This is a genomic window from Erwinia sp. STN24 (assembly GCF_041320675.1).
Classification (GTDB): Bacteria; Pseudomonadota; Gammaproteobacteria; order Enterobacterales; family Enterobacteriaceae; genus Erwinia; species Erwinia aeris.
This window is the reverse complement of the sequence record NZ_JBGGPM010000005.1, coordinates 194,007-208,085: the sequence shown is the minus strand read 5'-3', so window position 1 is coordinate 208,085 and position 14,079 is coordinate 194,007. Positions and strand designations below refer to the sequence as shown.

At 61.6% G+C, this 14,079-nt stretch carries 10 protein-coding genes; 3 read left to right on the top strand and 7 right to left on the bottom strand.

Going from position 1 to position 14,079, the window contains the following annotated elements; all coding sequences use genetic code 11:
• Nucleotides 1–20 precede the first annotated feature (20 nt).
• From bcsA to bcsR, 3 genes are read right to left on the bottom strand one after another with little or no spacing between them, the layout of a single operon-like run.
• Complete coding sequence (gene bcsA / locus ACA373_RS17490; RefSeq protein ID WP_370734889.1) at nucleotides 21–2,615, bottom strand: UDP-forming cellulose synthase catalytic subunit; 2,595 nt, start codon at nucleotides 2,613–2,615, stop codon at nucleotides 21–23.
• Nucleotides 2,612–3,340, bottom strand: a complete 729-nt coding sequence (bcsQ, locus tag ACA373_RS17485) for a cellulose biosynthesis protein BcsQ (protein ID WP_253456491.1) — start codon at nucleotides 3,338–3,340, stop codon at nucleotides 2,612–2,614. The genes bcsA and bcsQ overlap by 4 nt, the downstream gene beginning before the upstream one ends.
• Entirely contained in the window at nucleotides 3,340–3,534 is a 195-nt protein-coding gene (gene bcsR, locus ACA373_RS17480) for a cellulose biosynthesis protein BcsR (protein ID WP_370734888.1), read from the bottom strand. The genes bcsQ and bcsR overlap by 1 nt, the downstream gene beginning before the upstream one ends.
• A gap of 176 nt (nucleotides 3,535–3,710) precedes the next feature.
• Here bcsR and bcsE point away from each other — a divergent pair, with 176 nt between their 5' ends.
• From bcsE to bcsG, 3 genes are read left to right on the top strand one after another with little or no spacing between them, the layout of a single operon-like run.
• Nucleotides 3,711–5,243: a cellulose biosynthesis protein BcsE gene (gene bcsE, locus ACA373_RS17475; RefSeq protein ID WP_370734887.1), complete on the top strand. Its 1,533-nt coding sequence runs from the start codon at nucleotides 3,711–3,713 to the stop codon at nucleotides 5,241–5,243.
• Complete coding sequence (gene bcsF, locus ACA373_RS17470; protein WP_253456500.1) at nucleotides 5,240–5,425, top strand: cellulose biosynthesis protein BcsF; 186 nt, start codon at nucleotides 5,240–5,242, stop codon at nucleotides 5,423–5,425. Before bcsE ends, bcsF begins: the two co-directional genes overlap by 4 nt.
• Entirely contained in the window at nucleotides 5,422–7,074 is a 1,653-nt protein-coding gene (gene bcsG / locus ACA373_RS17465; protein WP_253456503.1) for a cellulose biosynthesis protein BcsG, read from the top strand. Before bcsF ends, bcsG begins: the two co-directional genes overlap by 4 nt.
• Nucleotides 7,075–7,106: 32 nt before the next feature.
• Here the strand turns inward: bcsG and ACA373_RS17460 are convergent, their stop codons facing one another.
• The 4 genes from ACA373_RS17460 to ACA373_RS17445 all read right to left on the bottom strand — a co-directional run bounded on the left by ACA373_RS17460 (nucleotide 7,107) and on the right by ACA373_RS17445 (nucleotide 14,077).
• Entirely contained in the window at nucleotides 7,107–8,609 is a 1,503-nt protein-coding gene (locus ACA373_RS17460; protein WP_370734886.1) for a DUF2235 domain-containing protein, read from the bottom strand.
• A gap of 244 nt (nucleotides 8,610–8,853) precedes the next feature.
• Nucleotides 8,854–9,852, bottom strand: a complete 999-nt coding sequence (locus tag ACA373_RS17455; RefSeq protein WP_301251504.1) for a glycosyl hydrolase family 8 — start codon at nucleotides 9,850–9,852, stop codon at nucleotides 8,854–8,856.
• Between the two features lie 11 nt (nucleotides 9,853–9,863).
• The gene (gene bcsD, locus ACA373_RS17450; RefSeq protein WP_253456512.1) at nucleotides 9,864–10,328 is read right to left on the bottom strand and encodes a cellulose biosynthesis protein BcsD; all 465 of its coding nucleotides are present in this window, start codon (nucleotides 10,326–10,328) and stop codon (nucleotides 9,864–9,866) included.
• Nucleotides 10,328–14,077, bottom strand: a complete 3,750-nt coding sequence (locus ACA373_RS17445) for a cellulose synthase subunit BcsC-related outer membrane protein (RefSeq protein ID WP_370734922.1) — start codon at nucleotides 14,075–14,077, stop codon at nucleotides 10,328–10,330. The genes bcsD and ACA373_RS17445 overlap by 1 nt, the downstream gene beginning before the upstream one ends.
• Nucleotides 14,078–14,079: the final 2 nt, after the last annotated feature.

Below are 14,079 nucleotides of genomic sequence, written 5' to 3'. Positions count from 1 at the left end.
GTTTCATCATCAACTTTGCGTCAGTGGATCGTGGTATCGGGTCGCCCTGGGCCCCTCGGGAAAAAGGAAGCCAGCCAGCTGGTCAGACGCGTCAGCCCGGCAAACAGCCCGCGCAGCGGCTGCGGGCCGTACTCCGCCAGGCGCAGATAGCCTTTAAAGCCCAGCACCATAATGTCAGCGAAGCTCTGCATCGGTTTGTCTTCAGGAAAACTGTCCTGCCACAGCGCCCAGGTATCGGCGCGGGCGAAGGTGCACTGGATAAATTCCACGTGCTGCCCGGTAGTCAGCTCATGCAGGCGGATCCCGGCACGGCGGCCAAAGGTACGCTGCACCACACAGGGAAAACTGAATTCCTGCTGGCCTCGCCGCAGCAGCAGCCAGACCTTTTCATGTTCCTTCAGCTGGTTTTCCTCGCGCAGCTCCAGGCCGACGCCGCCGTCGGAGTAGTCGCGCAGCGTGCACGGCAGCATATGGCCATCTTCACGAGCCAGCGCCGCCGGCATGGCGATCTCTACCCTGTGCGCTTCACGCAGCTGGCGCGCCTCGACGGAAACCGCCACCGCGCCGCCCAGGATAATCATGTTGTAAATCACCCAGATCACGCTGACGAGCACCGTCAGGATTTCCGTGGGCGGGCCATAGTTCAGCCGCCAGACGGCAGCTATCAGACCGGCGACGTTAATCAGCACCAGCAGCATATAGGGCCGGGTGATCACCCAGTCGAGATGCTGCTCTTCCACCAGGCCGCCCTTGGCCGTCACGTTGAATTTGCCCTTATGCGGATTGAACAGCGCCACCGTGGTCGGCCGCGCGATATACCAGGCCAGCACCGTTTCGTAGACCTCGCTCCAGAACGAGTGTCGCCAGCGGCCCTGAATACGCGAGTTGGTCAGGCTGGTGTGCAGCATATGCGGCAGCACGAAAATGGCGATAGCCAGCGCGGGGGCAAAAATGATGTAGGCGTGAAAAAGCAGAAAAGCCAGCGGCGCGAGCAGGAAGATCAGCCGGGGAATGCCGGAAAGGAAGTGCAGCATGGCGTTGGCGTAGCAGAGCCGCTGCACCAGCTTCAGCCCTTTGCCCGTCAGCGGATTATCCAGTCGGAAAATCTGCACCATGCCGCGCGCCCAGCGGATGCGCTGCCCGATATGGGCAGACAGGCTTTCTGTCGCCAGCCCGGCCGCCTGCGGAATACGAATATAGGCGGAGGTGTAGCCTTTGCGGTGCAGGCGCAGCGAGGTATGCGCATCCTCGGTCACGGTATCCACCGCGATGCCGCCGATTTCATCCAGCGCGGTACGTCGGATCACCGCGCAGGAGCCGCAGAAAAACGCGGCGTCCCACACGTCGTTGCCGTCCTGCACCAGCCCGTAGAACAGCGTGCCTTCGTTCGGCGTCCGGCGGAAGCGGCCCAGGTTGCGTTCAAAAGGATCGGGCGAAAAAAAGTGGTGCGGCGTTTGCAGCATCGCCAGTTTGGGGTCTTTCACAAACCAGCCCAGCGTCATTTGCAGGAACGAGCGCGTCGGCACGTGGTCGCAGTCAAAAATCGACACGAACTCGCTGCGGCAATGGGTACGCAGTGCGTGGTTGATATTGCCCGCTTTGGCATGTTCATGCGTTGGACGCGCCACGTAGTGCACGCCGATTTTCTCCGCAAAGGCGCGGAACTCCTCGCGATTGCCGTCATCCAGCACGTAAATATTGAGCTTGTCTTTAGGCCAGTCGATCCCCAGCGCGGCGTACAGCGTGGGCTTTACCACGCTCAGCGGCTCGTTATAGGTCGGCACCAGCAGATCCACCGTCGGCCAGCTGCTGATATCTTCCGGCATGGAAACCGGCGGACGATTAAGCGGCCACAGGGTCTGAAAATAGCCGAGGATCAGCACCACCCAGGCATAGGTTTCCGCCGCGATCAGCAGCACGCCGAAGGTCAGGCTCAGCGGATCGTCCCAGTTCAGCGTCGAGGTGTAGCGCCACCACAGATAGCGGCAGGAAATCGTCAGCGACAGCACGATCAGCATCATGGTCGACAGGCGGCCAGGGATGCGCCGTACCACCATCGCCACGCCCCACAGCAGCGCGACAAAGATAAACTGCGTAAAGAGATCGAACGGCTGCGAGATGCAAAGCAGCGCCAGCGCCGTAGCGATCGCAATCGCCACGCCGAACAGCGCTTTACGCAGCGTTGGCGGCACGCGACGCAGCTGGCGTTCAACCCGCTTTTCCATGTCGCGCGCGGCCGCTTTTTCCGGCAGCTTGTCCAGCCAGTTATAGAAGCGCTGGCGCGGCGTTCTCAGGGTATAGCGGCCTGCACGCTCGCTGAGCGAGACGCCGTTAAAAGGAACCACCAGCAGCAGCCACAGCGTTTGCAGCAGATAGCGTAAAATATCCGCAGGATGCGGCCTTTCCGGCGAAATATGCGGATAAAGGCGGCGACGCTGCGCCTGAACCTGCTGCCAGGCTGGCGTTTCAAAACGGAGGAAGGCCCAGCCGAGCGTGACCCAGAAGCACTGGAGCGCGGCGGTTGCCGCCGACGCGCCGTGTTGGCGATAGCCCGCATAGCGTTCGTGCAGCGCCGCCGTTGCGGCGGGCATCAACAGCCAGTGCAGCGGCCTCATGCGCGCGCCTGCAGATTAATCAGCGCCCAGCTGGCGAAGGTCATCATGCCTTCCGCTGCCAGGCTGTGTGGCCGGTATTCGCCCAGCGGCTGCTTGCTCATCAGCGCTTCCGCCACCGCTTCATCACGATGCAGGGTTAAAGGAATAAAGTTGTTCAGGCTGTTGACCCAAAGCTGATGCAGATCCTGCTGCGCCTTGCTGACCGGGGAAAACTGATTGAGCAGAAACAGCGTGTTGGTGGGGAAAGTTTGCTGAAACAAACGAATATGACAGTTAGCGTCCGGCGTCACCACGCTAAGGATATGGTCGGCCAGCGCCACCATGGCTCGCGTCCAGGGCGTATCGCCAGAGGGCACGTCGAGCAGGATCCAGGGGTAGAGCTTTCTTAACGCGTCGATTTGCGTCAGCCAGGCGTGGGCGTATTTTTCCGGATGGCGAATAAAATCCATCCGTTCATCGTCGTTAAGCCGCCCCGCAGGCACAAAATCCAGCCCCGGCGCGTAGCGCAGCGCGCTCTGCTGCCACGGCTGCCCGTCCATGGCCGCCCGCAGCCAGCCGCGCGACTGCCCCACCGGCATATTAAAGTGCATCCGCAGCAGATTATCGGCCGATAAATCGACGGTAATGACCTGTTCGCCCAGCTGATTGAGCGCCCAGGCAAAAGCAGCGGTCAACGAGGTCGCCCCGGCGCCGCCTCTGACGCTCTGTAGCGCAATCACCGCCATTACTGCTCTCCGGACGACGTAGGATCGGCCAGCTCGGCCAGCAGCGGCCAGCGGTCCAGGATCCCGGCCAGCCTTTCCTGGCGATCGATATCGATATAGCGCCAGTTCTGTAGCGAAAAAGCGCGTTCCAGTTGCGCAATATCGTCCTGGATTCCACGCGCCAGCGGCCGCGTTTTGTCAGACTGTTGACTCATAGAGATAGCCCCAGAAGGCAGCAAAAAATTCCCCCCGAGCAAGAAAATTCTTAGGTCGGGTGCAGGTCGGTTTGCTATAAGTTGTAATGTATATTAGCCAGAATACAATGATGCTACTTCATTTTTTAACTGGACTACACTCTAGCCGTAGAACAAGCCGGGTTGCGAAATATCTTATGACACCTCCATTTACGTTAGGATTTGAACAGGTCAGAGATGAGTTGATGCTGATGCAGCCGTCGGGATGTTACTGGCTGACGGCCAACCGTCAGGAAGACGCCCGTTGTCTGGCCCGTCAGTGTATCGCCGCGCAGCATACCGTTACGCTGATAGCGTCAGGCCTGGCGCCGGATACGCTGCTTTCGCCCGCGCCCGTCGGCGGGCCTGCGGCCATCCCGCTTTTCTCTCTGCCGGAGACCCGTCGGGCGCTGCACGCTTTTACCGACGATCTGGCTCGCGTGTTGTCAGAAAAACCTCGTCTGGTCCTGTTTTTTGCCCCCGCTTCCCTGTGGGAAAAGTTAAGTCAGGACGAGCTGCGGCTGTGGACAAAAAAGATACAACACTTTCTTAACGCTAAACCCATCACGCTGCTAATCATTAGCTTTGGTTCAGTAATCAACGCGCTGCGCACCCGGCTGCAAAGTCTTTATCGTCATGTCGATGGCCTGGCGCAGCTGGACTGGCAGCAGGACTGCTGGGATTACCGCATCAACTGGTGGGCCAATAGCGGCGGAATGCTGGCCGATCGCGCATTACGTCTGGATCTGAATATGGACCAGTTCAGACTGTTGGAGGCAGAGCAAAGCACGCCGCTGACGCTGAACGACGAAGCGCTCTATCTGGCGGAGAAAACAGTACTGGAAGGCGCGCCGCCGCTGTCGAGCCAGTGGACGCTGTTTGACAGCAATGCGGAACTGCACAACCGCGCGCAGCAGGCCAGCGCGGCAACGGTGATTTTCAGCCTACAGCACAACGACCAGATCCCGGCGCTGGCGGAACAGATCCATAGCCTGCGCCGCACGCGTGGCAGCGGGTTGAAAATTGTGGTGCGGGAAATGCGGGCGTCGCTGCGCTACAGCGACGAGCGGCTGCTGCTGGCCTGCGGCGTCAACAGCATCGTGCCGATCAACGCCACCATGTCGCGCTTTCTGACCATGCTGGAAGGCATTCAGGGACAATCCTATAACCGCCACGTGCCGGGCGATCTCAGCGCGCTGATGAAGTCGATGCAGCCTTTGCAGGCGCGTGGCTATCTGCCGCTGGCGGACTTTTGCCAATCGGTGACGCTGCTGGTGAACAATACGCTGCTGCCGGAAAACAGCAAAGGGCTGCTGGTGGCGCTGCGTCCCGTGCCGGAGCTGAAGCCGGAGCAGGCGCTGACGCTGTGTAAGCCGCGTCGCTACGGCGATCTGGTTACCCTGCTGGACGACCGGCTCTATCTGTTTCTCTCCTCCTGCCGCTTCAGCGATTTGAATACCGCACTGAAATTTATTTTTCATCTGCCGCACGACGAGATTTTTACCAACCGGCTGGTCTGGCATGAAGACTTGCAGATCCTGTCGGAAGTCCGCCAGCTGACCAGCAAGGTGCCGACCGCCTGGCGGGATGCGCCCGCGCCTGTCGCCGCGCCGTCGGCGTCGGCCGTGACCGCTCCGCAGGCGCGCCGTCAGCCGCACAATATCACCCTTGGCCAGGACACCACGACATGACGTTAATGGATGGAGTGCAAATCCTGATCCTGGCGGTGCTGCTGCTGCTGTTACTGAAACCCTTTTACGCCCGCTGGCTGCCCAGGCAGTGGCGGGGACTGGTGCTGCGGGTCACGCCGCCTCGCGCGCTGAAGTACGAAGGCCTCTGGCGGCGTAACTCTTCAAAATCGGATAAGACATGAGTCAACCAAAGACCCGAAAGCCGACGCTCCTGCTGCACTGGCGCGGTCTCGGCGGCTGGAATTTCTATTTCCTGATCAAATTCGCGCTGCTGTGGTTTGGTTATCTGAATTTCCACGCCCTGACCAACCTGGTATTTCTGGCATGGCTGCTGCTGCCGCTGCCCAACGAGCGGCTGCACCGCTGGCGCAACTGGATCTCCGTTCCCATCGGCCTGGGCCTGTTCTGGCACGATACCTGGCTGCCCGGCCCGCAAAGTATTCTCAGCGAAGGCAGCCAGCTGGCCGGTTTCTCCGGCGCCTATCTGCTGGATCTGGTTAACCGTTTCGTTAACTGGCAGATGATTGGCGCCGGGTTCGTGATGCTGGTGATCTATCTGTTTGTCTCCCAGTGGGTGCGCGTGTCGGTGCTGGTGTCGCTGATGCTGCTGTGGATCAACGTGGTCAATATGGCCGGGCCTTCCTTCGCGCTGTTGCCGACCAAAGAGGCGACGCCGCCGGTGGCGCTGAATACCGCGGCGCAGCCGAACAAAGCCGCGGCCAACGCCAACGCGATGGATCAGTCGGCGCCGCCGACCAGCGCCAACCTGACCGCCTATCTGAATAAGTTTTACGCCAGCGAAAAACAGCGCGTAACGACTTTTCCCGACACGTTGCCTGCCGATTCAGCGCCGTTCGATATTCTGATCGTCAACATCTGCTCGCTCTCGTGGTCCGATGCGGAAGTGGCTCAGCTACGCGATCATCCGCTGTGGAAGCATTTCGATATCGTGCTGAACAACTATAACTCCGCCACCGGCTACAGCGGCCCGGCGGGGATCCGTCTGCTGCGCGCCAGCTGCGGCCAGACCTCGCACAGCGATCTTTATAAGCCGACCGATCGCCGCTGCTATCTGTTCGATAACCTGGCAAAGCTGGGCTTTAAAGAGCAGCTGATGATGGATCATACCGGCGTGTTCGGTAACTATTTGCAGGAGCTGCGCGACGATGGCGATCTGCAGGCGCCGCTGATGTCGCAGGCCGGTATCAGCGCGTCCTGGACCTCGTTCGACAGCACGCCGGTCTTTAACGACGGCGAACTGATGCAGCGCTGGCTGGATGAACGGCAGAAGAGCGCGGACGCCCGCACCGCCACCTTCTATAACCTGATCCCACTGCACGACGGCACCCGCGAGCTGGGCAGCACCAAAACCGCCGCCTGGCAGCCGCGCGCTAAGCTGCTGTTCGATCAGCTTGATACCTTCCTGACCAATCTGGATAAATCGGGTCGTCGGGTAATGGTGATGATCGTGCCGGAGCACGGCGCGGCGCTGGAGGGCGATAAAATGCAGATGTCCGGCCTGCGCGATATTCCCAGCCCGAACATCACGCACGTGCCCGTCGGCATTAAGTTTGCCGGGATGAAAGCGCCGCACCAGGCGCAGCCGATGACCGTGGAGGCGCCGACCAGCCTGCTGGCGCTCTCCGATCTGGTTTCCCGCGTGGTGGACGGCCAGGTGTTCAACGCCGCCAACGTCAATATGTCGGTGCTGACCGAAAACCTGCCGCAAACGCAGGTGGTGTCGGAAAACGACAACGCGGTGGTGATGATGTATCAGGGCAAGCCGTGGATCCGGCTGAACGGCGGCGACTGGGTGGCCTATCCGCAATAGCGGAAGGGGCATCGGCCGATGCCCCTTTTTGCTCAGGTCATTTTTTTGCCGTTAAGATCGTACACCGTGCGCCGCCAGCGGTTATCGGGACGATTAACGAAAGCCCCCTGCTCAACCGGCCTGACGGCATGAATAATGTTGCCGTCAGCATCGGTTTGCACCTCGTTCCAGTTGGCCGAACAGTGCAGATAGTCTGCCGCCAGTAAAGCGATTTCCTCCTCGCTGAAGCCGACCGCTTCCCGCCCGTGGCGAGCGGCATGGCTCAGCGCCAGCGCTTTGTCACACAGCGGCAGCAGCTTATCCGGTAGCGCCAGCGCCTGGTCGGCTTCATCAATCGCGATAAATACCACGCCCGCCGCCCGGGCCGCCTCCATCATCACCCTCAGCGCCACTTTCGCCCAGTCGTTGCGCACGGTGCGCCGCAGTACCGCCGCCGCGCCGCTGCGTTTTTGCAGCATTCCGTAGCGATCGGCGGGCATCCTGTCGTCAAACCAGCTGCGTATTTCTACCTCGCCGTTATCAACGTAAGGCGCAATCGCCGGATAGCCGCGCAGGGCCTCCAGCGCTTTGCTGGCGGCGCGGTAGACCCTGGTCTCTTCGTCCGGGGTAGAGAGCGGCACGGTTTCAAACTGCGGGCGGGTCAGAAAACAGCTTTCCTGTTCGACAGCGTGATAGCCGCCGCCGATATCCGAATGGGCGCCCGGCAGCGCCACCTCAGGCCAGGCAGGCCGCACGCTGTTCAGCGCGAAGTTAAAGCGGCATTCGTGCTGCGCGGTAAGATGAAAGACTTTCTCCGCCACGCCGGGCCGCAGCGCCAGATTGACGTCGCCGCTGTCCGCGCTGTTAGGGTTCAGACCGTTCGCCAGCGTCGCCACGGCGGCTACCGTATCAAAGAGGCCCAGAAAACGGGTTTTCCCGGCTGGCGAACCGCGATATTCCACGCCCTCCAGCCCTCTTTCGATCGCTTCAATAAGGGCGCTGTCGCCATTAAACACGCGGTTGGCAAAATGGCGCGCGGCGGCGGCGCCCCGGCTGAAGCCGAAAAGATCGAATTGCAGCTCGTTGATAACCAGGTTCGGCTGGCGGATAGCGTAATTGCGCAGCGCCTCAACCAGCGCGGCAACGGCTTTGTTGGTTTTCGCCACGATGCCCCGGCTGCCCGTGCCGAACGCCATATTCAGCGCCCTGTCCGCCGCGCCCGCTTCCGTGCCGATGCCGTCGATATAAAGACGCTGCTGGCTCTGCCCACCCGCAAGGTCGGTAGCGTACAGCGAATGCAGCCGATGGATGTTGGTGTAGTGACCAATATGGCTGCCGAGGGCGCTATCGCGAAAGCCCAGCGTCTGCTTTGCGGCCTGCCGCCAGGCCGCCAGCGCTTCGCTGTCCTCCGGCGCAGGGCCGCCCGTCTCCAGACTGCTGCGGGCGTTCAGCGCGTTATTGCCCGTGCCGTCAAAAAAGATGCCGAGGGTGAGAGTGACGACGGCTTGCTGCTGTGCGCTCTGGTCGTCCGCAGAGGCGCGCAGTAGCAGGCTCATCTGGGTATCCGGTCAGTTTCAGGGGCGGCCAGTAAGCCGCTATAGCCGGATCAATACAAGGGGTTTACCGTCGCCAATTTTGCCGGGCACGCGGTAAAAATTAGTAGGGTATTCAAATTGTTAATTATTTCAGGCGGGGAAGGAGGTGGTCTTGTATCGCCGAAGAGAACGCGCACGACGGCTGACGGGAAACCTTCCGCAACAGACAGGCCGTTGCGGAAGGTCAATCGTCACGGAAAGGATATTACTGGCTCTTATAAGCCAGCCAGGCCAGCAGCTGCAGGCTGGCAGAGTAATAATCCTGATCCTCCGTCAGCTGGTCGCTGAGGTAGCCGGTCTGATTCAGGGTTAAATCACGCACCGCCAGCAGGCCGCCAGCCATATTGTAAGGCGCCTTATTACCGTTGCTGACGTCGATCCACGCGGGCGTTTTATCACGCGCGAAGCCCGTCCAGAAATGCTGGAAAGGCACCAGCTGCAGGCTCTGCGCATCGTACCAGTAGAGATAAAGCGGCACGCGGATAGCATCGTAAGAGAAGCGCGGCGGCCAGCCAATGCCGGGCGCGACGCTGCCGTCAGCGTTCAGCGCTACCCAGTCGGTTGGCAGCGCGGCGTCGCCGAAACGCATTTTCGGCAGCAGATCCATCCCGCTGTCGATCAGGTTCGTCCACACCTTAAGATGGCTGCGCGCGGCAAAATCCCGCCAGGCCGGGAACAGGAAATAAGAAGGATTCAGCACCACGTAGCTGGTTTTATTAAACCCCCGATCGCCCGGCAGCATCACGGTGTGGCCCGCGTAGGTAATCACTTCTTTGGCGACAATGGCGCGCTGAATAGCATCGGACGCCTGCAGCCAGGCGTTGTTCTGCCATTTCTGGCCCGCTTGCAGCAACGCCCAGGCGATCAGCACATCGCCGTCGGAGGCGCTGTTCTTATCCGCTACGGGATCGGTCGCGTCAGGCACGTATTTCCAGTAGAACAGCCCATTTTGCGGGTTTTTCAGGTGCTTTTGCGTCCAGTTCCACAGGTTAGCGAAGCTTTCACGATCGTTATTGGCGACCGCCAGCAGCATGCCGTAGCCCTGGCCTTCGGTGTGGCTGATATTTTTGTTGCCGGTATCCTGAATACGGCCTTCACTGGTTAAAAAGCGGCTTTTAAAGGTGCTCCAGCCGTCGGCGGCGCTGGCCTGCATACAGCCCAGCACCATTACAATCATCAATACGCTCGCCCTGAGCAGAGTCATGGATAGATTCCTTACAGCTGATAGCGAAAAGTAGCAGTCGTGCTGCCGGTATCGAGGCAGGTCAGCGAAACGGTCGGGCTGCCGCCCTGCTCGCCCAGCCAGCGGGCGTAGAGGCCGCTCAGCACCGCGCCCAGCGCCTGCCGCCACTGTCGGTCATCCATCTGACCGCCTGCCGACGGCAGGGCCATATGGTGGATCAGCATCGCGGTTTCATGCGGCTGCACGTCGACAAAACCCCAGTTAAAGCGCGCCAGCGCCAGATTGATCTGCTGTTCCAGCTCGCCAACGGTGCGCGCCGCGCCCAGCGGATAACGACCGGCCAGGCTGTCGCCCATCTGCCGTAAAAACGCGTGGCTTTCCTGCTCGCCCGCGTTGTTCAGCATGCCGTTAATCATCAGGCTCAGCAGATCGAACCAGCCGGGCTGATACTGCTGCTGGCGGTAGTAGTTCAGGGTACGTTCCTGAAATTCACTCATTATTTGTCTCCGAGCCTGTAGCGGAAGTAAAGTTGAGCCGTGCTCTCGTTGTAGTCACCAAAGGTGTCGTAACCCAGCTGACCGCCAACGGTGACGTCCTTGCTGACCTTATAATCCGCGCCCGCATGAAGATTATAGCCAATGCCGTTTTTACTGCCGCCCGCGTAGTAAGCCTCGGTGGCGTAACCGGCGTCATAGTAGCTTTGCAGCTCTGCCTGTTTGCCCGGATCGGTCGGGAAGTAGGCGCTGCGATCCTGGGAGTAAGACTGATAGCCCACGGAACCGCCCACTTTCACCTTCAGATCGTCGTAGTTTTTGCTCCAGTCCACCGGGAACGACACGGCCACGAAATCCTGCGGGCTGAAGTAGCCGCCCTGGCCGTAGCTGTAGTAGCTGAGGTTCTTTGAGAAATCCATCCAGCTCATGCTGATGCCGGTTTTCAGCTCGCTGTTACCGTCGTGATAAGGACGTACGTAGGCGCCGGCCGTGCCGTTCAGGCTCTGGTTGCTGGCAACGTTCTCACCGATATAGCTGTAGCCGCCTGCGCCAACATAAAAACCGGCGTCGCCGTTGTCATAGCTCAGCAGCGCGTTGCCGCCGTTTTTGGTGACGGCGCCCCATTTTTTACCGCTCAGCTTGTCTTCGGTGCCGACATAAGAGAGCAGGCTGTCGGTGACGGCGCGCCGTTCGCCGGTCAGGATCAGCGTCAGATAGTCGGTGAGCTTCGGCGACCACTGGATGCCGCCCACCAGCGTGCTGAGATCCTGGCCCAGCGGCGTCGATCCCAGGTCGATCTTAAAGTTGTCATTGGTCAGGCCCAGGTTGACCTCTACACCGGAGGCGGTCTGCGATCCTGGCGAGTTGAGCAGCACGGCCGAAGGCGCGCTGTTATTCGCCTGGGCGATGCGGCCCTGCTCCAGCGCCTGGGTGCCGACGCGAGCGAGCGACGTGCCCGACGCGCTGCCCGCGTTCAGCGTCACCGGCGTCAGCGTAAAGTTGAAGCGCGTATCGCCGTAAGGCACGCTTGACCAGCTCAGCGGCGCTTTGGCCTCGGTCAGCTTGCTCAGGCCCGTTTCGCCGTCGCGTCCTCTGACCTGCACACCGCCCTGCGCCCAGCTGCCGGTACGTTCCTGTAAGCCGTCTATCATGGTATCGATCTGGTGCAGCGTTCGCGCCTGCTGCGAGGCTGCTTCGGTGTCGGCGCCATTACCCGTCGGCGCCTGCTGCCACGGCATTACGCCGCCGTAGGCGGAAGGCGATTTGCGCGCTATCAGCGTGGTGCGATCCACAAACGGGTTATCCGCCAGCGCCATGCCACCAATCACCGGCGTCGGGCCGCCCTGCAAACCAATCATCCCGCCGCGCGCGCTGCGCAGATAAGCCAGCGCCTGCTGGTGGTCGCCGTCGGCTTCGGCCACGCGCGCCATCAACAGCAGGCGCTCCGGCGTCTGTTCGCCCTGTAATCCCGCCATCAGCGCTTTGGCTTTCGCCAGGTCGTGCGTCGCCAGCGCCACGTCGATAGCGCCCACGCGCGCATCCTGCGTTGGCGTGTCGCGGGTCATCAGGTAGTCATAAACCACGCCCGCTTCTTTGTTCATTTTGCCGGACTGATAAAGGCGGCCCATCGCAAACATCAGATCGCTGTTCTGCGGATCGCGCTGCAGCGCGCCGATCAGCTTGTCGTAGGCCGCCGCATATTTGCCCTGAGTGCGCAGACGGTCGGCTTCGTTGATCAGATAGCCGTTCTGGATACCGGCCAGCTGGTCTGGCGTACTGTTAGCCTGAAGCGTCGGGCTGCTCAGGAAGCTTTGCGCTTCGCCGCTCAGTCCGGCCTGGTTCAGCACCGCGACCTGAAGCGCGTAATCGCCCGCGTTGCCCTGCACGCCGCGCTGCATATTGCCGCGCACCACGGCGACGGCCGCATTGAGATCGCCCGCGTCGGCCAGCCCTTTCGCCAGGCTGCCCGCATCCGCCGGGTTGGTTGGCGGATTCACCGTCAGCGCCCGCAGCGTGTTGGCCGCTGCGGCCGTCGATCCCTGCGCCAGATACTGCTGCGCGACCGCCATTTGCAGATTGAAGTTCACGCGGCGAGAAAGTTCACGCATGTCGCCGTTCTGCTGATGAACGCGCGCCAGCAGCGACTGCGCCTGCTGCCAGGCACCGCTTTCGCTGGCGAACAGCGCGGCGGCATAGATTTCACTGCTGCCGGCGCTGGCGCGGAAAGCGGGCTGCATCACGCCAGCCGCCTGCGCGGTGTCGCCCTGCTGCTGATAAAGGCGAGCCAGGTCAAGCCGCAGCCAGGCATCGTTCGGAAAACGCTGCATCCCGGCGGACAGCAGCGCAATAGCCCGCTGAGGATGGCCGGACTGCGCCGCCTGTTTGGCTTCGCGGCGCAGCGGATCGCTGGTAACACCGGGACGCGGCGCGACGCTGGCCCGCACGCTTTCCGGCAGCGCGGCGAGCAGCGCGTTGGCCTCGCTGCCCCGGTTCTGCTGGCGCAGCACGTAAAACAGGCCTTCCTTCGCCGGACGGTTATCCGCATCGCTTTGCAGAATGGCGCGATAGGTTTGTTCGGCGGCGTCCAACTGATTGTTGCGGCGCTGCACGTCCGCGCGGAACAGCTTCGCCGCCATGCCTTTTTCGCCTTCCGCCTGGCTCAGCGGCTCGCTCAGGCTCAGCGCCTGCGCGACGTCGCCCGTCTTCAGCGCCTGCTGCGCGGCGGCCAGCTGGCCGTAGAAACGGGCATCGGCAGCCTGCTGCTGGCGCTGCTGACCGTTATCGCCGCCCTGCTTCGCCGCGCGTTCGAGGTAGTCGGCGGCCGCCGCATAGTTGCCGCTGCGCTGCGCCACATAGCCCAGCCCCGCCAGCGCGTCGGCGTCTTCGGGATTGGCCTGCAAGACATGATCGAAGGCGTTCTGCGCGCCGGACACGTCGCCGCTGTTCAGCGCGGTAAAGCCTTCGCCTTTTTCCGCACCGCCCGCGTTTTTACGGAAATAGTCCATTACCGCGCTGTCCTGCGGATGGCGCTGCTGCCACGCCTGGTAGAGCGGCGCGTCTTCCGGCTTCGCGGCCAGCCACAGCATCGCCTGGCGCAGCGAGCGATCGGCATCGTCATTGCCCTCTGCCATGCCGCTTAACGTCTCCATGCCTTCGCGTCGGGTGGCGGCGTCGTAGGTCAGCGCCTTGCCCAGCGCCAGCCTGGCACCGGTATCCTGCGGATGGGCGGCGGCAAACTGGCGCAGCGCGTCAACCGCCTGCGGCAGCAGCGTGCGGTCGCCCGCCATCGTCAGATAATATTCGGCGGCCACGCTGGCCGGCGGCTCGTTGCCGCTGAAGGTGTTGCGCCAGGTTTGCAGCGAGGCGGCGATATTGCCGCTGCGGGCCTGCTGACGCGCCAGCGCCAGCTGCGCCGCAGGGATGGACTGAAGCTGACGGGCGTTATCCAGCTCGCTCAGCCGTGTATCCTCTGGCGACGCTTTGCTGAGCCGCTCGCGGAAGGCGGACGCCGTTGTTTTATCGCCGCTCTGCTGTGCCCACAGCGCCATCAGATACAGAGCCTGGACGTTATTGCCGTCCACCATCAGCACCTTATTCAGCGCGTCACGCGCCAGCTCGTCATGCGCCTTCTGATGCCAGTAGTTAGCCTGGTCGAACAGCGCCTGCAGGGCCGGATTAGCGCCGGTGGAAGCCGCGCCCGCCGCCAGCGTAATGCACGGCAGGCCCAGCGCGATAAGCGTTTTGATCGTCATAG

Bases quoted from the DNA above. Each gene is read 5' to 3' on its own strand.
- bcsA (WP_370734889.1), bottom strand. From the start codon at position 2,615: ATGAGGCCGCTGCACTGGCTGTTGATGCCCGCCGCAACGGCGGCGCTG.
- bcsQ (WP_253456491.1), bottom strand. From the start codon at position 3,340: ATGGCGGTGATTGCGCTACAGAGCGTCAGAGGCGGCGCCGGGGCGACC.
- bcsR (WP_370734888.1), bottom strand. From the start codon at position 3,534: ATGAGTCAACAGTCTGACAAAACGCGGCCGCTGGCGCGTGGAATCCAG.
- bcsE (WP_370734887.1), top strand. From the start codon at position 3,711: ATGACACCTCCATTTACGTTAGGATTTGAACAGGTCAGAGATGAGTTG.
- bcsF (WP_253456500.1), top strand. From the start codon at position 5,240: ATGACGTTAATGGATGGAGTGCAAATCCTGATCCTGGCGGTGCTGCTG.
- bcsG (WP_253456503.1), top strand. From the start codon at position 5,422: ATGAGTCAACCAAAGACCCGAAAGCCGACGCTCCTGCTGCACTGGCGC.
- ACA373_RS17460 (WP_370734886.1), bottom strand. From the start codon at position 8,609: ATGAGCCTGCTACTGCGCGCCTCTGCGGACGACCAGAGCGCACAGCAG.
- ACA373_RS17455 (WP_301251504.1), bottom strand. From the start codon at position 9,852: ATGACTCTGCTCAGGGCGAGCGTATTGATGATTGTAATGGTGCTGGGC.
- bcsD (WP_253456512.1), bottom strand. From the start codon at position 10,328: ATGAGTGAATTTCAGGAACGTACCCTGAACTACTACCGCCAGCAGCAG.
- ACA373_RS17445 (WP_370734922.1), bottom strand. From the start codon at position 14,077: ATGACGATCAAAACGCTTATCGCGCTGGGCCTGCCGTGCATTACGCTG.